Annotated in this window: 19 protein-coding genes and 6 tRNA genes; 22 read left to right on the top strand and 3 right to left on the bottom strand. The window is 37.9% G+C overall.

What is annotated here, in order from left to right; translation table 11 throughout:
* Positions 1–5 precede the first annotated feature (5 nt).
* Positions 6–653 (bottom strand): site-specific integrase, encoded by a 648-nt coding sequence (locus H5S39_RS03175; RefSeq protein ID WP_182596953.1) that lies wholly within the window; start codon positions 651–653, stop codon positions 6–8.
* Between the two features lie 16 nt (positions 654–669).
* On the bottom strand, positions 670–1524 hold the full coding sequence (locus H5S39_RS03170) for a patatin-like phospholipase family protein (protein WP_182596954.1): 855 nt from the start codon (positions 1522–1524) through the stop codon (positions 670–672).
* Positions 1525–1920: 396 nt separating this feature from the next.
* Between H5S39_RS03170 and H5S39_RS03165 the strand changes: the two genes are divergently transcribed.
* On the top strand, positions 1921–4314 hold the full coding sequence (locus H5S39_RS03165) for a glycoside hydrolase family 68 protein (RefSeq protein WP_182596955.1): 2394 nt from the start codon (positions 1921–1923) through the stop codon (positions 4312–4314).
* 432 nt (positions 4315–4746) lie between these two features.
* Here the strand turns inward: H5S39_RS03165 and xerS are convergent, their stop codons facing one another.
* Positions 4747–5820, bottom strand: coding sequence for a tyrosine recombinase XerS (gene xerS, locus H5S39_RS03160; RefSeq protein WP_182596956.1), 1074 nt, complete (start codon positions 5818–5820; stop codon positions 4747–4749).
* 189 nt (positions 5821–6009) lie between these two features.
* On the opposite strand from xerS, the gene fabZ (H5S39_RS03155) reads away from it, so the two are divergent.
* The 21 genes from fabZ (H5S39_RS03155) to H5S39_RS03055 all read left to right on the top strand — a co-directional run bounded on the left by fabZ (H5S39_RS03155) (position 6010) and on the right by H5S39_RS03055 (position 17790).
* Complete coding sequence (gene fabZ / locus H5S39_RS03155) at positions 6010–6456, top strand: 3-hydroxyacyl-ACP dehydratase FabZ (protein ID WP_182596957.1); 447 nt, start codon at positions 6010–6012, stop codon at positions 6454–6456.
* An 85-nt stretch (positions 6457–6541) separates the two neighbouring features.
* Positions 6542–6988, top strand: a complete 447-nt coding sequence (locus H5S39_RS03150; protein WP_182596958.1) for a MarR family winged helix-turn-helix transcriptional regulator — start codon at positions 6542–6544, stop codon at positions 6986–6988.
* A 17-nt stretch (positions 6989–7005) separates the two neighbouring features.
* Positions 7006–7980, top strand: coding sequence for a beta-ketoacyl-ACP synthase III (locus H5S39_RS03145; RefSeq protein WP_182596959.1), 975 nt, complete (start codon positions 7006–7008; stop codon positions 7978–7980).
* Between the two features lie 16 nt (positions 7981–7996).
* Positions 7997–8239: an acyl carrier protein gene (locus H5S39_RS03140; RefSeq protein WP_182596960.1), complete on the top strand. Its 243-nt coding sequence runs from the start codon at positions 7997–7999 to the stop codon at positions 8237–8239.
* Positions 8239–9189, top strand: a complete 951-nt coding sequence (locus H5S39_RS03135) for an ACP S-malonyltransferase (RefSeq protein WP_182596961.1) — start codon at positions 8239–8241, stop codon at positions 9187–9189. The genes H5S39_RS03140 and H5S39_RS03135 overlap by 1 nt, the downstream gene beginning before the upstream one ends.
* Positions 9173–9907, top strand: coding sequence for a 3-oxoacyl-[acyl-carrier-protein] reductase (fabG, locus tag H5S39_RS03130; protein ID WP_182596962.1), 735 nt, complete (start codon positions 9173–9175; stop codon positions 9905–9907). Before H5S39_RS03135 ends, fabG begins: the two co-directional genes overlap by 17 nt.
* Positions 9908–9916: 9 nt before the next feature.
* Positions 9917–11149 (top strand): beta-ketoacyl-ACP synthase II, encoded by a 1233-nt coding sequence (gene fabF / locus H5S39_RS03125; RefSeq protein ID WP_182596963.1) that lies wholly within the window; start codon positions 9917–9919, stop codon positions 11147–11149.
* A 6-nt stretch (positions 11150–11155) separates the two neighbouring features.
* Complete coding sequence (locus H5S39_RS03120; protein WP_182596964.1) at positions 11156–11599, top strand: acetyl-CoA carboxylase biotin carboxyl carrier protein; 444 nt, start codon at positions 11156–11158, stop codon at positions 11597–11599.
* Positions 11592–12023, top strand: a complete 432-nt coding sequence (gene fabZ, locus H5S39_RS03115) for a 3-hydroxyacyl-ACP dehydratase FabZ (RefSeq protein WP_182596965.1) — start codon at positions 11592–11594, stop codon at positions 12021–12023. The genes H5S39_RS03120 and fabZ (H5S39_RS03115) overlap by 8 nt, the downstream gene beginning before the upstream one ends.
* Before the next feature lie 8 nt (positions 12024–12031).
* Positions 12032–13402, top strand: a complete 1371-nt coding sequence (accC, locus tag H5S39_RS03110) for an acetyl-CoA carboxylase biotin carboxylase subunit (protein ID WP_182596966.1) — start codon at positions 12032–12034, stop codon at positions 13400–13402.
* A complete protein-coding gene (gene accD, locus H5S39_RS03105) occupies positions 13399–14247 on the top strand; it encodes an acetyl-CoA carboxylase, carboxyltransferase subunit beta (RefSeq protein WP_182596967.1) in 849 nt (282 codons plus the stop codon). Before accC ends, accD begins: the two co-directional genes overlap by 4 nt.
* On the top strand, positions 14240–15016 hold the full coding sequence (accA, locus tag H5S39_RS03100; protein ID WP_182596968.1) for an acetyl-CoA carboxylase carboxyltransferase subunit alpha: 777 nt from the start codon (positions 14240–14242) through the stop codon (positions 15014–15016). The genes accD and accA overlap by 8 nt, the downstream gene beginning before the upstream one ends.
* A gap of 11 nt (positions 15017–15027) precedes the next feature.
* A complete protein-coding gene (gene fabI, locus H5S39_RS03095) occupies positions 15028–15792 on the top strand; it encodes an enoyl-ACP reductase FabI (protein WP_182596969.1) in 765 nt (254 codons plus the stop codon).
* Between the two features lie 2 nt (positions 15793–15794).
* Entirely contained in the window at positions 15795–16562 is a 768-nt protein-coding gene (locus tag H5S39_RS03090) for a biotin--[acetyl-CoA-carboxylase] ligase (protein ID WP_182596970.1), read from the top strand.
* Positions 16563–16674: 112 nt separating this feature from the next.
* Positions 16675–16746, top strand: a tRNA-Glu gene (locus H5S39_RS03085).
* Between the two features lie 6 nt (positions 16747–16752).
* Positions 16753–16824: transfer RNA gene (locus H5S39_RS03080), tRNA-Gly, on the top strand.
* Positions 16825–16842: 18 nt separating this feature from the next.
* Positions 16843–16928 (top strand) — tRNA-Leu (locus tag H5S39_RS03075).
* A 6-nt stretch (positions 16929–16934) separates the two neighbouring features.
* Positions 16935–17008, top strand: a tRNA-Pro gene (locus H5S39_RS03070).
* Positions 17009–17241: 233 nt separating this feature from the next.
* Positions 17242–17499 (top strand): GlsB/YeaQ/YmgE family stress response membrane protein, encoded by a 258-nt coding sequence (locus H5S39_RS03065; RefSeq protein WP_182596971.1) that lies wholly within the window; start codon positions 17242–17244, stop codon positions 17497–17499.
* A gap of 133 nt (positions 17500–17632) precedes the next feature.
* A tRNA-Gly gene (locus tag H5S39_RS03060) sits at positions 17633–17703 on the top strand.
* Between the two features lie 15 nt (positions 17704–17718).
* A tRNA-Glu gene (locus tag H5S39_RS03055) sits at positions 17719–17790 on the top strand.
* Positions 17791–17832: the final 42 nt, after the last annotated feature.

Raw genomic sequence — 17832 nt, 5'->3', positions numbered from 1 at the left:
TGAAACTATTCAAATTTGAAATTCTGAACTACTTTATCAAGATCTTCTTGTTCAATTCCGAGGTAGTGACGAGTGTTTCGTTCAGAAGAGTGGTTGAATAGTTGTGAGATTATTTCAACATTAACGCCTTTCTTATACAACTGGCGGCCAAACGTTTTCCGAAACGAGTGAGTACCAATTTTAGCGGTAATTTTACTATCACCAGTTTTTCGCGCCATTCGTTGTAACATCTCATAAAATCCATGAACAGAAAAATGACCATTCTGTTTGCCTGGAAAAAGGTAATCATTTTCATCATGGTAGTCAAGGTCATTTAAGTAATCAATAATTTCCGCTAAACAGTTATTCCAAAATAGTGTTTTAGCTTTACCAGTCTTTTGCTCAATAACTCGTGTTTTGGTTTTATTTAATACATGACCAACGCGAAGGGTGACAACATCCGAAGCACGTAGACCATTATTTAAGGCAATTGCAATTAAAAGAAGATTTCTGTTTACTAGTTCTGGACGTGAATATAACTTAATAGCTTCACGTAAACGATCATATTCTTCTAGGGTTAAGAATTTAACATTTTCTACCCAAATTTTTCTTTTTCCTTTTTTTTGCCCATTTGTTTTATTTTTGGGAACGTAAAGCCGCTTTTTAGTTGACATAATATTTCATCCTTTATTAATTTTCTAAATATTCAACTAATGATGGAATGATAGTTTCCCCCTCACGCCGTCCAGTTTCATAAAGAGCACGGATCTTTTTTATGTTTCCTTCAATTCGCTTAATCTTGATTGGCTTAGATGGAGCAATATTAAAGATCTCTCCTTCATGGACGAGGTGACTGATTTCAGCTATTTGCTGATTATAAACTAGTGGCCGGTTAATACCAGCTTTAGCAAATTCAGGATGATCTTTGTACACCAAGTTATAAAGGCGCTTAACAGCTGGACTTGAAGGCTTTTTACGATAATTAATGTCCCGAGTACGAACAACCACAATTTTATCAAAGCCTTGTTGTTGCGCAATATCATATGGAATCGAATCGGTTATACCACCGTCTAGGCAAGGGCCCTTGGATGTTTCCTGTGGGTCAGATAAGAAGGGCATTGAAGAAGAGGCTTTCAACGCGTTGGTAAGGTCTTCACCAACCGGATCAGTAAACAAGACCGTTTTACCGGTTTTTACAGAAGTTGCAACGGCAGTAAAGTGGGAAGCCGAGCGACGATAGGCGGATTCATTGAAGTTTTGCCATGAGTAACCATGGTCTTCAAACAAATAGTCTAGATTAATAATTTGCTTTTTAAAGACACGGGCCATTGAAATGTAATTTCGGTCATGTCGGTGGTTAATATTAATATTTGCTGCGCGACCATATTGCTTAGACACAAAATTAACCCCGCATAGTGATCCAGCCGATACACCAATTACACTACGGAATTCAATATGATGGGCCAAAAATGTATCAACGATTCCAGCAGTATATTGACCGCGAAATGCGCCACCTTCTAAAACTAATGCTGCATTATATAACATAAAGCTAAAATACTCCTTTTTTTACTCACAAATAGGTTAAATTGTTAGTATATTTCGTGAGACACTTTTTCAATAAAATTATACAACAGTCTTACACGAAAATATACAATTTTTAAACCCTATTATATCAACGTTTACTAGTAGTTTAAGTAAGACTCTTTTATCAAAAGAGTCTTACTTAGACCTAGAATAGATGAAAAACTGGGGTATTTTAAAAATTAGCTCTCAGACGAAATGAAATTACTTTTGATGGGTAGTTGATCGTTTGAGTTCGTCTGAAAGGAAATAAGATGAAATATGAATTTTATGTGAAGAAAATATTTACAAGTTACGAAAAATATAATAAAATACGCATAGATTAATTGACAAACGTTTAACATGAAAGGTGAATACGTTATGCTAGAAAGAAAAGAACACAAGAAAATGTACAAAAGCGGTAAGAACTGGGCGGTTGTAACTTTGTCTACAGCAGCCTTAGTATTAGGAGCATCAAGTATAACCGCATCTGCTAATACTACCGAAAAAGATAGCAACAATGTGCCTGCTGTTCAGGTAGCTACTGACGATGGTAATGTTCCGGTAAAAAGTATTAAATTAGGGGAGGCACAATCAGCTAATACTACTACAGCAAACAGTAGCGCTGCTAGTTCCTCAGCATCATCAACTACGAACTCAAGTGCAAGTGCTGCTTCATCAGCTTCTGATGTTAAAAGTGCTTCTGCTAATAGCGCAAATGATACTAACGTTGCTATTCAAAGTAAGGACGATAATGAAAAAGCAGCACCTGCTGTTCAAAACACTCCTGATAGCAAGACGAATAGTGCTGCAACTTCTACTACTAATGATAATGTAGAAAAAGAAAGTACAAAAGACGAAACAAAGACGCCTACTAAAGCAACTGATGAAGTTAAGTTAAATAAGGAAGCAGCGACTGTAGTTAAGAATGCTGGTATTGACCCTGCTAGTTTAACCCAAGACCAAGTTAAGGCATTAAACAAGGTTAAGTTTTCTAAGAAGGCTAAGACCGGAACCCAGATGACTTACAGTGATTTTCAGAAAATTGCTGATACTTTAATCAAGCAGGATGGTCGTTATGCAGTTCCATTCTTTAATGCACGTGAAATTAAAAATATGCCTGCAGCAACTACTAAGGATGCTCAGACAAATGTTGTTCAACCATTGGATGTGTGGGATTCATGGCCAGTTCAAGATGTTCGTACAGGACAAGTTGCTAATTGGAATGGTTACCAACTAGTTGTTGCCATGATGGGTGTTCCTAATACTAATGATAACCACATTTACCTTTTATATAATAAGTATGGTGATAACGAATTAAGTCACTGGAAGAACGCTGGAGCAATTTTTGGCTACAATGCTAATGCTATTACTCAGGAATGGTCAGGATCAGCAGTTGTGAATAGTGATGACTCTATTCAATTGTTCTACACCAAGGTTGATACGTCTGATAACAATACGAATCATCAAAAATTGGCAAGTGCAACACTTTACCTCAAAGACAATGATAATAATGTAGAAATTGCTAACGTTGCTAATGACCATGTTATCTTCGAGGGTGATGGATACTACTACCAAACTTATGCACAATGGAAGGCCACTAATAAGGGTGCTGATAACATTGCAATGCGTGATGCTCACGTAATTGAAGATAATGATGGCAATCGTTACCTTGTCTTTGAAGCAAGTACAGGCCTTGAAAATTACCAAGGCGAAGACCAAATTTACAACTGGGTAAATTATGGTGGAGACGACGCTTTTAATGTAAAGAGTCTTTTTCAAATTCTTTCAAATGGCGACATTAAGAGTCGGGCTAGTTGGGCTAATGCTGCTATTGGTATCCTTAAACTCAATAATGATGAAAAGAATCCATCAGTTGCACAACTATATTCTCCAATACTTACCGCACCAATGGTTAGTGATGAAATTGAACGTCCTAACGTTGTTAAATTAGGAAATAAGTACTATCTTTTTGCTGCGACTCGGTTGAATCGAGGAAGTAATGATGATGCATGGATGAAAGCTAACTATAATGTTGGAGATAATGTTGCAATGGTTGGCTATGTTGCTGATAGCTTAACCGGTGAATATAAACCATTAAATGAATCAGGTGTTGTTTTAACTGCATCTGTACCTGCAAATTGGCGGACTGCAACTTATTCCTATTACGCTGTTCCAGTGGCTGGAAAAGATGATCAGTTACTAGTTACTTCGTATATGACTAATCGGAATGAAGTAGCTGGTAAGGGAATGGATTCTACATGGGCGCCAAGTTTCTTATTACAAATTAATCCTGATAATACAACTACTGTATTAGCTAAAATGACTAATCAAGGTGACTGGATTTGGGATGATTCAAGTGAAAACCTTAATATGTTGGGGGACCTAGAATCTGCTGCTTTACCTGGTGAACGTGAAAAACCAGTTGATTGGGATCTAATTGGTTACGGATTGAAGACTCATAACCCACTCATTCCGCAAACCCCAGATAATCCTGGAACACCAGACACTCCAGGAACACCAACAACTCCTGAAACACCAAATACTCCGCAAACCCCAGGCACACCAAATACACCTACAACACCGGAGAATCCGCAAACTCCAAGTAATCCTGGAACACCAACAACTCCTGAAAGTCCTAAGAAGCCTGCTACCCAAGACCCTCGTTTACCGCAAACAGGGAATAATACCAACAAGGCAGTAATGGGCCTCGGTATGGCTACGTTATTAACAATGTTTGGACTTGCAGGTGTAAATAAGCGTCGTTACTACTAAGATTGAGTATCCAAAGTAATAAGAACTGATAGCTCTTATTGATTTTATAAAATTGAAAATAATAAGGGGCCAAAATTAACTTAACAGCTGATTTTGGTCGCTTATTTGTAATCATGCATATTATTATAAAAACCGTTGATCTTGAATGACCAACGGTTTTTATTTGAAGTTTTATTTTTAGAAGACACACTTTTAATGTAATTGTTGTAAATTTCTACGACAATAATAACAATGTATATGTCCGTTTTTATCAGTTAATCGACGAGCACTTAAGCTAGAAAAAGTGTAATGCTCATGGCAAAATGGACATACATAGTGCTTCTTTCCAAAAAATGATGTAATAAAGCCCAAAATTTTCTCCTCCAATAAAGAATACATCTTTTCCATTATAACGAACATTAAGGCATTATAGAAGTAGGTAATGATAATTTATTATGATTCTTTATCACTTGATTTACTAATTTGATCTAGTGCTTTTCGTTGCTGCTTTTGATCAACGTGAGTATATAGGTCAGTGGCAGAGGTTCCCTTTTGCCCTAATTGTTGAGCAACCAGAACTTGGTCTTTAGTTACTTCATACATTTCTGAGGCTAATGTGTGACGCAACTTATGAGGAGTAAGCGGGTGTCCAAATGCGGTGGAATATTTTTTAACCATTTTTTCAATTGCATTTGCAGTCATGCGCCGAGTTTCTTTGTGATAGATAGTAAGAAAGAATGCCGTATCTTTTTTTAAAGCATGGTATCGTTGAGCGCGGATTGATTGATATGCTTGAATATATTGTATTGCCCATGGTGCGATTGGAACCGAGTCTCGCTGTCCACCTTTACGAGTAACATCTAATAATGCCTGTTTTAAATTTAGGTCGCCTAAATTAACATTGGCGGCTTCTGATACCCGGACACCCGTTCCAAGAATTAAGGCGATAATTGCAATATCCCGTTCTTTATTTACTTTATAGGCAGGAATAGCACGTTTATCGCATTTATTAGGGTATTCATTTTCAATAAAATCGATAAAATCAAATTTCATTTGACCACGATACATATGTGAGGCAAGCGTATGCGCTCGATAATTAAGCGTTTTTGTATCATTGAGCGAATCAATTTTAAGCATTACATTACGGTAGAAGTAGGGCTCACCGTCATTAATGTCTGCTGTAACAGTTAAATACTTATATAATGATCGTAAAGCGTTGATTGATCGATTGATGGAAGTGGGGGAGTTTAACCGTCCTTGAGCATTAGTAGTATGTTGTAGGTAGTCAATATAAAGCATAATATCGTTTCTGCGAAGTTTAGCTAACGCTTCTACAGGGAGTTCCTTATTTGAGTCAACATTAACTAAGCCACTGGATCGTAGCCAGTCAAAGAAACGACGAATTTCGGTTAAGTATTGGTAGGTAGTAGTTACGGCATGGTTAGTTCCTAAATAATATTCATTTACATAATCAGGAAGATTACTTAGCTCTTCTTGAATTAATTTTAAGTATTTATCTGCTTCCATATATATTCCTCACGTTTAATTAATTACTTTAATTTTAGCAATACACGATTTAACAGTAAAGCAGCGGGAAAATATAAAATATTATCGTTTAATGGAAAAATAGTTTGACAATCAAAGTATTATTTCATATAATTTGAACATCGAATATTTTGATACTCGAAATAAATTATTGAAGGCAGGTGAATCTTTTTGGCAATAATGACCGCCCAGGAAATTATGGACCTTATTCCTAACCGATATCCTATTTGTTATATCGATTACGTTGATGAGCTTGTTCCAGAAGAAAAGATTACTGCGACTAAAAATGTTACTATTAATGAATCTTTTTTTCGGGGACATTTTCCTGGAAATCCTGTGATGCCCGGTGTTTTAATTATCGAAACCCTAGCACAAGCTGCTTCGATTTTAATTTTAAAATCACCTCGCTTCTATAAAAAAACGGCATACCTTGGTGCAATTCATAAAGCTAAATTTCGCTTAATGGTAAAACCAGGTGATATTCTTAAGCTACATGTCAGCTTAAAGAAAGTTCGCTCCAATATGGGCGTTGTTGAAACTAAGGCTCTTGTAGGAGACAAGGTTGCATGTAGTGCCGAATTAATATTTATTGTTGCTGATCGGAAAGAAAAGATTTAGCAAGAAGAGCTGTTATCCTTTATAATGTATTTTGATAATCAAATTATTTGTACTGTCGAATAAAAATGAAAGGGAGAAATGCATTATGAGTAGGGATAACGATTACCAAAAAATTAATAGGGGATTAATAAAGGCTTATTCGGGGATTTTATGGATTGAAGAAAATGAGCTTCGTAAAAGTACTTTTAGTGATTTAACAATCAAAGAAATGCACGCAATTGATGCAATTACGATGTATAATCACCAGACAATTTCGCAAGTTGCCGAAAAACTTCATTTAACTCCGGGAACGATGACCTCAATGGCCGATCGCTTAATTCGCAAAGGCTATGTTGAACGAATTAGGGATAAAGATGATCGACGGATTGTTCGGCTAAAATTAACAAAACGTGGCCGAGTTTTATATCGTGCCCATCGAGCATTCCATAATATGATGGTTGAACGATTTCTTGCGGGAATGAACGATGATGAAATGAAAGTAGTAAAGAAAGCTCTCCAAAACCTCGAAGACTTTGTGGATGAACACGCTTAAATAAGGATTGAAAACTAGTGCAAGACATAAAAATTGTCGGTACTGCAAGTTATCATCCCTCATCAGTAGTTACCAATCAGCAATTATCATTATTAATGGATACTTCTGATGAATGGATAAAAACACGAACGGGAATAAAACAGCGATATATTAGTCATGGAGAAAATACCTCTGATTTAGCGGTGGAAGTTGGTCGTCGATTATTAAAAGCAACGGGAATTAGTGTGAGTGATATTGATTTAATCATTGTTGCAACAATGTCTCCCGATGCATATACTCCATCAACCGCAGCCATTGTTCAAGGAAAACTAGGTGCAACGCAAGCCGCTGCTTTTGATGTTTCAGCTGCCTGTACGGGCTTCATTTATGCATTAACTACAGCAGAAATGATGCTTAAAAGTTCTTCTTATAAAAATGCGATGGTGATTGGTGCAGAGGTTTTATCAAAACTTATTGATTGGCATGACCGGAGTACAGCAGTGCTATTTGGTGATGGTGCAGGCGGAGTTTTACTAAAGAAGGTTGAAACAACTGAACCATTAATATTAGCCCACTGTTTAAATACATATGGTAATTTAGCTAATAAAATAATTGCCGGTGGTACTAATGTGGATCCAACTTTTCCCCGGAAAGTGACAACACTGACTCCCTTTGAAATGCAAGGAAGGGATGTATATCGTTTTGCCACTCATGAAGTTCCCCGTTCAATTATTACTGCTACGTCAAAGGCTAAAATAAGTTTAGGTGATATTGATCACTTTTTACTTCACCAGGCTAATGAACGAATAATAAAACAGATCGCTAAGAAACTACAGCTTCCGCTAACAAAGTTTCCGTTAAATATAATGAAGTATGGGAACACCGCTGCTGCAAGCGAGCCGATTTTATTAGCAGAGTGTATTGCTAATGGATTAGTAAAGCAAGGTGACCTCATTGCCCTAAGTGGCTTTGGTGGTGGCTTGAGTACTGGCACAATAATTTTAAGGTATTAGAGAAAGAAGAATAGAAATGACAAAAGAAGAAATTTTTGACACTGTAAAGAAGATTACTGTTGATGAATTAGATGTTGATGAAAACAAAGTGACGTTGGACGCAAAAATTAAGGATGATCTTGATGCAGATAGTTTAGATGTTTTCGAAATTATGAATGAACTTGAAGACAAATTTGATATTGAATTAGATGCCGATGAGAATGTTGAAACCATTGGGGATGTAGTTGATTTCGTAAAGAAACAAGTTGATGAAAAATAATGCGCTACGGAATAATGTTTAGCGGTCAAGGTGCGCAACGATCGGGAATGGGAGTCGAGCTTATGGCCGACTCTCTTTTTTCAAGGATTGTTGAAGAAGCAAGCGAACTTTCGCAACTTGACCTGCTACAAATCATGCAAAATGATCATAAAGAATTAACTAAAACAGAATACGTTCAACCAGCACTAGTAACAGTTAGCTACGGAATTTACCGAATGTTACAACGAGACCTTCCTGAACTACCGGTTGCTGGAATGGTAGGATTATCCCTTGGTGAGTATGCTGCTATGCTTGCTAGCCAGATGCTTGACTTTAATGAAGGAATACAGCTAATCACCGATCGAGCTAAGTATATGCAAAGCGATGCGGAAAAAGTTACTAGTACACTAGCAGCTATATTAGACCCCAATCTTGGAGCAATAAAACAATTCGTTGATGAGCAGCAAAAAAAAGGAAAGCAGATTTATATTGCCAACTTTAATTCTCCACGGCAAATTGTTTTAGGCGGGGTGAGTGATGATGTTCATGTTGCTATTAAAAAGATTGAAACAGAGAAACTTGCTAAGCGTGCAGTTAATCTGGAGGTGAGTGGTGCTTTCCATACGCCTTTGTTTAATGAAGCACGTAAAAAGATGCATCAGCGATTGATGAATATCAAATTTAATCAGCCATTAGTACCAGTCATCAGCAATACCACGATTCAGCCATTTAATGCTAAAGACAGTGCAGCAATTTTAGAGCGGCAGTTAGCAGTTCCAACTCATTTTGGTGCCGATATAAGGTATCTGGTAAATCATCAACAAATTGATGCCACGATTGAAATTGGCCCGGGGAAAACACTAACTAGATTTGCTAAACAGGTTGAAAAAGGACTCACAACATTCCATATTAGTAATCTTCATGATTATGAAAAATTTATAGAGGAGCGACAAAATGGAGCTAACAAGTAAAACGGCCCTAATTACAGGAAGTACTCGCGGTATTGGCGCTGCTATCGCATTAACCTTTGCTAAAGCCGGCTGTCAGGTTATTATCAATGGGCGTCAAGCTGATATACCGGAAAGCTTAAGGGAACAGTTAGAATTAATCAATGCAAATTATCAGTATATTCAGGCTGATATTGCGGATAAAGACTCAATTAGCAACTTGGTGAATAAGATATATGACACTAATAGTAAAATTGATATTTTAATTAATAATGCAGGTATTACTAATGATAAGTTAATGATGCGGATGAAAGAAAGCGATTTTGATCGTGTTTTGAATATCAACTTGCGCGGAACTTTTATGGTGACGCAGCAGGTATTCAAAAGAATGTTAAAGCAAAAGTCAGGCTGCATAGTCAATCTTGCCAGTGTTGTCGGCCTTCATGGAAATATTGGTCAGGCAAATTATGCTGCTAGTAAAGCAGGAGTAATTGGATTAACGAAAACGATTGCGCAAGAAGGAGCTTTACGAGGAATTCGGTGTAACGCAATTGCTCCAGGAATGATTGCCAGTGATATGACTGATGCCTTAAATGACCGAGTAAAGGATGAAATTCTAAACAATATTCCACTAAAACGATTAGGGAATCCTAATGAAGTCGCACAAACTGCTAAATTCTTAGTAGAAAATGACTATATTACGGGGCAAACTATCGTTATCGATGGCGGAATGACAATTTAGGAGGATACAATGACAAGAGTTGTAGTTACAGGAATGGGTGCTATTACTCCCAATGGTAATGGCCTAGAAAATTTTATAAATAATACTTTACGCGGTAAGGTAGGCATTAAAAAAATCAAGAAATTTGATGCAAGTAAAACTGGAATCACCGTCGCAGGTGAAATCGATGACTTTGATTCAAATGAGGTAATTGGCAAAAAAGCGGCACGGCGAATGGACCTATATTCGCAATATGCTCTTCAAAGCGCAGATGAAGCAATGAAAATGGCAAAAATTGATGAGACTAATACTAAGCCAACAGATTTAGGTGTCATTTACGGTTCAGGAATTGGTGGTTTAACAACTATTCAAGAACAGATTATCAAAATGCATGATAAGGGACCAAAGCGCGTTTCACCAATGTTCGTTCCAATGTCAATTGCAAATATGGCGGCAGGTAATATCTCAATTCGCTTTAATGCGCAGAATATTTGTACGTCCATCGTCACAGCATGTGCAACAGGGACCAACGCAATTGGTGAAGCTTTCCGCCAAATAAAGGAAAAACGCGCAAAAGTAATGATTGCTGGTGGCTCTGAAGCTTCCGTTAATGAAATTGGAATTGCTGGCTTTGCTGCCTTAACGGCTTTAACAACTGCCACGGACCCATTAAGGGCATCCCTGCCATTTGATAAGAATCGTAGTGGCTTTGTCCTTGGGGAAGGAGGAGCAACACTTGTCCTTGAAGAACTTAGCCATGCCCAGCAGCGAGGAGCGAATATTCTCGGCGAAATCGTTGGCTATGGAGCAACCTCAGATGCCTATCATATAACTTCTCCTGATCCAGAAGGAAACGGCGCAAGTCGAGCAATGAAGTTAGCAATTGACGAAGCAAAAATTTCACCAGCCGATGTTTCATATATTAATGCTCATGGAACGGCAACGCATGCAAATGATGCGGGCGAATCAAAGGCAATTAATGAAGTATTTGGTGAAAAAAGTGATGTGCGCGTCAGTTCGATAAAGGGGATGACAGGTCACCTATTAGGGGCTGCTGGCGCAATAGAAGCTGTTATTACTATTGCTGCTTTACAAAAGGGCAAATTACCAGTAAATGTTGGTTGTTATGACCAGGATCCTGAGTGTGCTATTAATTTGGTTACCTCAGCAAATCAAGATGCACCAGAAGCTGAATATGCTCTTAGTAATTCATTTGGTTTTGGTGGACACAATGCTGTATTGGCATTCAAAAAATGGAAGTGATTTATTTTGGAACTCAAGGACATCCAAGCACTAATGCAAGAATTTGAAGATTCAGATACACGTGAATTGGAAATAATTGATGGTACTTTTCATCTATATTTAAGTAAAAATAGGCAGTCACGAACAACTAAAACGGCAGATGAGGCAAAAGTATTACCAGAAAAGAAAGAAACCACTGCACCCGTAGAAAAAGAAAATTGTGTTGAAATTAAAGCACCACTCGTTGGAACGGTTTATCTGCAACCTAAGCCAGATGCTGATTCTTATGTTAAAGTTGGTGATTCGGTTAAAAAAGGCGATGTAGTCTGTGTCATTGAAGCAATGAAAATGATGACAGAAATAAAGAGTGATTATACCGGGGTTATTACAGAAATTCATGTAAGTAATGAAGAATTAGTAGAAGTAGAACAACCATTATTTACAATTATGGAGGAGAATAGTAATGACTAAGATTCTAGATTCGACGGAAATTCAAAAAATTTTGCCTCATCGTTATCCAATGTTACTTATTGATTGTGTTGAGGAGTTGATTCCAGGCGAAAAGGCAGTTGCACGACGAAATGTAACGATTAACGAAAATGTCTTTAACGGTCATTTCCCTGAAAATCCAGTTCTTCCTGGAGCACTAATTATTGAATCATTAGCGCAGACCGGCGCAGTTGCCCTTTTATCCGAAAAAAGTTTTAAAGGGAAAACAGCTTACTTTGGTGGAATCCAATCTGCGGAGTTTCGGAAAGTAGTTCGGCCTGGTGATTCAATGAAGCTAGAAGTGTGCTTAGAGAAGGTTCGTAAAAATATCGGTCGTGGTAAAGGAATAGCAACTGTCGATGGAAAGAAAGTATGCACAGCTGAATTGACTTTTATGATAGGGTAGGTGTTTACATGTTTTCAAAAGTGCTAGTTGCAAATCGTGGCGAAATTGCGGTGCGAATAATCAGATCATTACGGGAATTAGGAATCAAATCAGTTGCAATATATTCAACAGCTGACCGTGAAAGCCTTCATGTACAATTAGCCGATGAAGCAGTATGTGTAGGAACAGCTCGACCACAAGATTCTTATTTAAATGTCAAAAATATTTTAGAAGCGGCTGTTGGTACAGGGGCCCAAGCAATCCATCCTGGCTTTGGCTTTTTATCGGAAAATGCAGAGTTTGCATCAATGTGTGAAGAATGTGGAATTACTTTTATTGGTCCGCAACCAGCAACTATTGATTTGATGGGCAATAAAGAACATGCACGCGAACAAATGAAAAAGTCAGGAGTACCGGTTATTCCTGGTAGCGATGGCTATATCACGAGTCCAGATGAAGCAATAGACGTTGCAGAAAAAATTGGTTACCCCGTCTTATTAAAAGCAGCCGCGGGTGGCGGTGGTAAAGGAATCCGCCGAATTGAAGATAGCATGCAAATGAAACAAGCTTTTGCAGAAGCTCAAAGTGAGGCGAAAGTGTCGTTTAATGATGACCGTATGTATCTAGAAAAAATCATGGAAAATGTTAAACATATTGAAGTACAAGTCTTTAGAGACAATTTTAATCATGCAGTATATTTTCCTGAACGTGATTGCTCGATCCAACGTAATAAGCAAAAGGTAATTGAAGAAAGTCCATGTCAGTTAATTACGCAAAAGCAACGTCAGTATCTAGGGGAAATTGCACTACAAGCGGTTAATGCAATTGATTATCATAATACTGGAACAATTGAGTTTTTAATGGACGAACATCACCAGTTCTACTTCATGGAAATGAATACCAGGATCCAGGTAGAACATACGGTAACAGAAATGGTGACCGGAATTGACCTAGTTAAAGCACAGGTGTTGGTTGCTGCTGGGAAACCATTACCGTTTACTCAAGAAGATATTCAAGTTCGGGGGCATGCAATTGAATGCCGTATTAATGCCGAAGACCCCCAACATAACTTTATGCCAATGACAGGAACCGTTAATTATTTATATTTGCCAGTTGGTAATTTAGGGATGAGGATCGATACCGCCCTTTATCCCGGAAGTAAGGTTAGTCCCTATTATGATTCAATGATTGCTAAAGTTATTGCAATTGGAAATGATCGGACGGAAGCGATTGAGAAGATTAAGCGTCTTTTAAATGAAATGGTGATTATCGGTGTAACCACCAATCAGAATTTTCACCTCGCAATTCTAAACGATGCTGAATTCCTGCAGGGAACAGCAACTACGACATTCTTAGAGCAACAATTTTTGCCGCGATGGAAGGGAGAAGTAAGTGCGTGAAATTATATGAACAATATAATACATTAAGCGAGCGCCATATTAAGGCTGACCGAAATGCTGATGCCAAAGTACCTGATAATATGTGGCTTAAGTGTCCTCACTGTAATACTACTTTTTTTGCTAGACAGTTAACCCCCTTTACTACCTGTCCATCATGTGATTATGGATTTCGGATTTCAGCACGTCAGCGCCTATCATGGCTGGTTGATAATTTTTCAGAATTTGATACTGATTTGCAAACTAATGACCCTTTAAACTTTCCGGGATACAGGGAAAAGGTGAAGAAGCTGCAAAAACAAACCAAACTAAATGATTCGGTATTAACTGGTGAAGCAAAGATTGCCAGTACCACTTTTTCACTAGGGATAATGGATCCGACTTTTATTATGGGTTCACTGGGAACAGTAACTGGTGAAAAAATAACGCGTCTATTTGAATACGCAACTAAACATCAGCAGTCAGTGGTCTTATTTACGGCATCAGGAGGGGCAAGAATGCAGGAGGGGATTTTATCATTAATGCAGATGGCTAAAATCTCTCAGGCAATTCAAAGGCACGCGGCGGCTGGATTGTTATATATTGTTGTTTTAACCGACCCAACTACCGGTGGAGTAACCGCAAGTTTTGCAATGGATGGGGATATAATTCTTGCTGAGCCTCATTCCTTAGTTGGCTTTGCTGGTCGGCGTGTAATTGAACAAACAATCCAGCAAAAAGTACCACGTGATTTACAATCAGCAGAAAATGTGTTAGCGCATGGCTTTATCGACCGAATTGTTCGCCGACAAGAAGAAAAGAAAGTCCTTGAATGGCTATTAAGAAACGGCGGTGCTAATAATGGGTAAGAAATTGTCTGCAATGGATATTGTGGGTCGTGCGCGAAGTGACCGAAAAATTACTGGAATTGAAATTATTAATAATATTTTTGATGATTTTATGGAATTGCATGGCGACCGTCTTAGCGATGACGACCCAGCAATTGTCGGTGGAATTGCTCTTTTCCATAATCAACCGGTTACGGTAATTACTACTAATCGGGGTAGTAACACTAGTGAAAAAATAAAAACTCATTTTGGATCGGCGATGCCGGCTGGATATCGTAAATCGTTGCGGCTGATTAAACAAGCTGCAAAGTTTAACCGACCTGTTCTTTGCTTTGTTAATACTGCTGGGGCGTTCCCAAGTAAAGACGCTGAAGAAAAAGGGCAAGGAGCAGCAATTGCGCAGAATATTTTGCAAATCTCGTCACTGCCCATTCCGATTATTACTGTTATTTATGGTGAAGGTGGTAGTGGAGGCGCATTAGCGTTGGCATGTGGTGATGAAGTATGGATGCTTGAAGATAGCACATATTCAATTTTGTCACCAGAAGGTTTTTCATCGATTATGTGGAAAGACAGCGCTCGAACAGCTGAGGCCGCTGAATTAATGCAAATGACACCACAAAAATTATTAGAAAAAAAGATAATTGATGGGATTATCCCAGAAAGTGATAACCATCTCCAGACATGTCAAGCAATCGATCAAGTATTATGGCATCACTTAAAAGTATTGCAAAAATTAGATAAAGAGCAGCTAATTCAGATGAGGATGGCACGCTATCGTAAATTTTAAGGAGGAAGAAAATGGGAAATTTATTAGTCGGTAAGAAAATTGTGATAATGGGGGTAGCAAATCGGCGTTCAATCGCATGGGGATGTGCAAAGGCGCTGAGCGAACAAGGTGCTGAGGTTATCTATACCTACCAAAATGAACGAATTAAAAAGAGCCTTATAAAGCTAGTAGATGATCGAGACTTACTTGTGGAGTGTGATGTCGCAAGTGATGAAAGTATCGAAAATGCATTTCTCGCAATTAAAGAACAATATGGTAAGGTTGATGGAATTGTGCATGCAATTGCATTTGCCAAAAAAGAAGAATTAGCTGGTTCAATTCTTAATGCCAGTCGGGAAGGTTATTCCCTAGCACAAGATATTTCATCATATTCATTAATTGCCGTTGCCAAAGAAGCTAAGAAATTAGATTTATTAACAAATCCGGCAAGTGTTGTAACGTTGACCTACTTTGGTTCTGAACGAGCAATTCCAAACTACAATGTAATGGGAATTGTTAAAGCAGCTCTTGAAGCGAGCGTTCGCTATCTTGCTCGTGATTTAGGAAAAGATGGTGTACGCGTTAATGCGATTTCTGCCGGGGCAGTTAAGACTTTAGCTGTTACTGGAATTAAGGGACATAACGACCTGCTAAAAATGTCTCAAGCAAGAACGATAGATGGTGAAGATGTTACTATTGATGAAATTGGTAATACCTGTGCTTTCTTAATGAGTGACTTGTCAAGCGGAGTTATTGGGGATGTAATTTACGTTGATAAGGGTGTTCACCTGATTTAATTATGTTAAACATATATAATTTAAAAAGATTGCGTCAACTAATTGCGCCCCCATGTCAAATTCAGTTATACGATAAAGTAACCTCTACACAATTATTAGCAAAAGAGCAGATTCTAAACGAGCAGCCTTCAAAATTGAAAGTTCTTATTGCAAACGAGCAAATAAGCGGACAAGGGCAATTTGGCCGAGACTTTTATTCACCAGCTGGAACTGGTTTATACTTTAGCCTCCTTATTCCTACTGTAAGAATAAGGAATAGGGGCCTATTTACAACTGGTCTGTCAGTAACCATTGCCAGTGTAATCGAAGAATTTTATCCTGATAAAGAAATTAAATTAAAGTGGGTAAATGATCTTTATTTTGCTGGAAAGAAAATTGGTGGGATATTGGTAGAACAGGTTAGGGGGATGACTATTTGCGGGATTGGTATAAATATTACTACAGATAATTTCCCCGGTATATTAAGTAATAAGGCGACCTCAATTGATGCTAATTGCTCAGTTGATATAGACCGTAACATAATTATTGCTGCTATTATTAATCAAATTATTCAAGATATTCCTCATTATCAAGAAGGAAAACATTTGTTATCTTATCGTCAACGATCAATCTTGTTAGGCACTCAGGTTACTGTAAGAATAAAGGGTAATTTAATTACTGGAATAGCTGAGGAAATTAATGACGATGGTGCATTAATAATTAGAACGATGGATAAGAAAATAACATTAGTAAGTGGTGAGGTAATTAAAGTTAATGTAGTGCCAGCATAGTTAAATAAACAAAAAAATTAAAAAAATACAAAAAAGTACTTGCTATTTTAAAGACCACTTGATATTATTAATAACGTTGTGAAAGACGAGTTATTAATTAATATATTTGAATGACCCGTTAGTCAAGTGGTTAAGACACCAGCCTTTCACGCTGGTATCGTGGGTTCAAATCCCGCACGGGTCACTTTTTGCGGAAGTAGTTCAGTGGTAGAACATCACCTTGCCATGGTGGGGGTCGCGGGTTCGAATCCCGTCTTCCGCTTAGCCAGTTCAATATTATGCCGGGGTGGCGGAATTGGCAGACGCACAGGACTTAAAATCCTGCGGTTAGTGATAACCGTACCGGTTCGATCCCGGTCCTCGGCACTTTCTCGGGAAATAGCTCAGCTTGGTAGAGCACCTGGTTTGGGACCAGGGGGTCGCAGGTTCGAATCCTGTTTTCCCGATCTGGCTAAAAGAACCATTTAGAATTTCTAAGTGGTTCTTTTTTTACACAAAAATTTAGTATTAACTAAGGTCAATTCTAAAGGGTACTTGTCTTTTATAGTGAAATGTTATAGAAAAAGAATATATAAAAGACTTAAGAATATTTGCTATGCTTTTGTTATTTAAGTTAATATGACAGAATAAAATTAATAGGAATATAACATTAAAATAAGAAAGAAAGGAAGGATGGCAAATGTTACATTGGATTTGGGTATTGATCATTGGTGGGATTATCGGAGCAATTGCAGGTGCAATTACTAAACGTGGTGGTTCAATGGGATGGATATCAAATATAATTGCCGGGTTAGTCGGTTCCAGCTTTGGAGAATGGATTTTAGGTTCTTGGGGACCACAAATAGCCGGAATGGCAATTATTCCCTCAATAATTGGTGCTGTTATTTTAGTAATAATCGTTTCTTTTTGTTTCGGGATTTGGCAAAAAAATAACTGATATTATTATGAATAAAAAGCCGAATGCTGAATTCTTGTTAGAATTATTATTCGGCTTTTATAATTTGAATTAATTTTAAAAAATTCTTGCAATTTTATAGAGAATTTGATATTATTATACTCGTTGCTGATATGCGGGTATAGTTCAGTGGTAAAACCACAGCCTTCCAAGCTGTTGTCGCGAGTTCGATTCTCGTTACCCGCTTTAGTCAATATTTATGACCCGTTAGTCAAGTGGTTAAGACACCAGCCTTTCACGCTGGTATCGTGGGTTCAAATCCCGCACGGGTCACTTTTGGAGGATTAGCTCAGTTGGGAGAGCATCTGCCTTACA

The sequence above is a fragment of the Limosilactobacillus rudii genome (assembly GCF_014145455.1).
GTDB lineage: Bacteria > Bacillota > Bacilli > Lactobacillales > Lactobacillaceae > Limosilactobacillus > Limosilactobacillus rudii.
Note: the sequence above shows the minus strand (reverse complement) of the source record. Positions and strands in the feature narration are given on the sequence as shown.

Coding starts and splice junctions, on each gene's coding strand:
- H5S39_RS03175 (WP_182596953.1), bottom strand. CDS start 653: ATGTCAACTAAAAAGCGGCTTTACGTTCCCAAAAATAAAACAAATGGG.
- H5S39_RS03170 (WP_182596954.1), bottom strand. CDS start 1,524: ATGTTATATAATGCAGCATTAGTTTTAGAAGGTGGCGCATTTCGCGGT.
- H5S39_RS03165 (WP_182596955.1), top strand. CDS start 1,921: ATGCTAGAAAGAAAAGAACACAAGAAAATGTACAAAAGCGGTAAGAAC.
- xerS (WP_182596956.1), bottom strand. CDS start 5,820: ATGGAAGCAGATAAATACTTAAAATTAATTCAAGAAGAGCTAAGTAAT.
- H5S39_RS03150 (WP_182596958.1), top strand. CDS start 6,542: ATGAGTAGGGATAACGATTACCAAAAAATTAATAGGGGATTAATAAAG.
- H5S39_RS03140 (WP_182596960.1), top strand. CDS start 7,997: ATGACAAAAGAAGAAATTTTTGACACTGTAAAGAAGATTACTGTTGAT.
- H5S39_RS03135 (WP_182596961.1), top strand. CDS start 8,239: ATGCGCTACGGAATAATGTTTAGCGGTCAAGGTGCGCAACGATCGGGA.
- fabG (WP_182596962.1), top strand. CDS start 9,173: ATGGAGCTAACAAGTAAAACGGCCCTAATTACAGGAAGTACTCGCGGT.
- fabF (WP_182596963.1), top strand. CDS start 9,917: ATGACAAGAGTTGTAGTTACAGGAATGGGTGCTATTACTCCCAATGGT.
- fabZ (WP_182596965.1), top strand. CDS start 11,592: ATGACTAAGATTCTAGATTCGACGGAAATTCAAAAAATTTTGCCTCAT.
- accC (WP_182596966.1), top strand. CDS start 12,032: ATGTTTTCAAAAGTGCTAGTTGCAAATCGTGGCGAAATTGCGGTGCGA.
- accA (WP_182596968.1), top strand. CDS start 14,240: ATGGGTAAGAAATTGTCTGCAATGGATATTGTGGGTCGTGCGCGAAGT.
- fabI (WP_182596969.1), top strand. CDS start 15,028: ATGGGAAATTTATTAGTCGGTAAGAAAATTGTGATAATGGGGGTAGCA.
- H5S39_RS03090 (WP_182596970.1), top strand. CDS start 15,795: ATGTTAAACATATATAATTTAAAAAGATTGCGTCAACTAATTGCGCCC.
- H5S39_RS03065 (WP_182596971.1), top strand. CDS start 17,242: ATGTTACATTGGATTTGGGTATTGATCATTGGTGGGATTATCGGAGCA.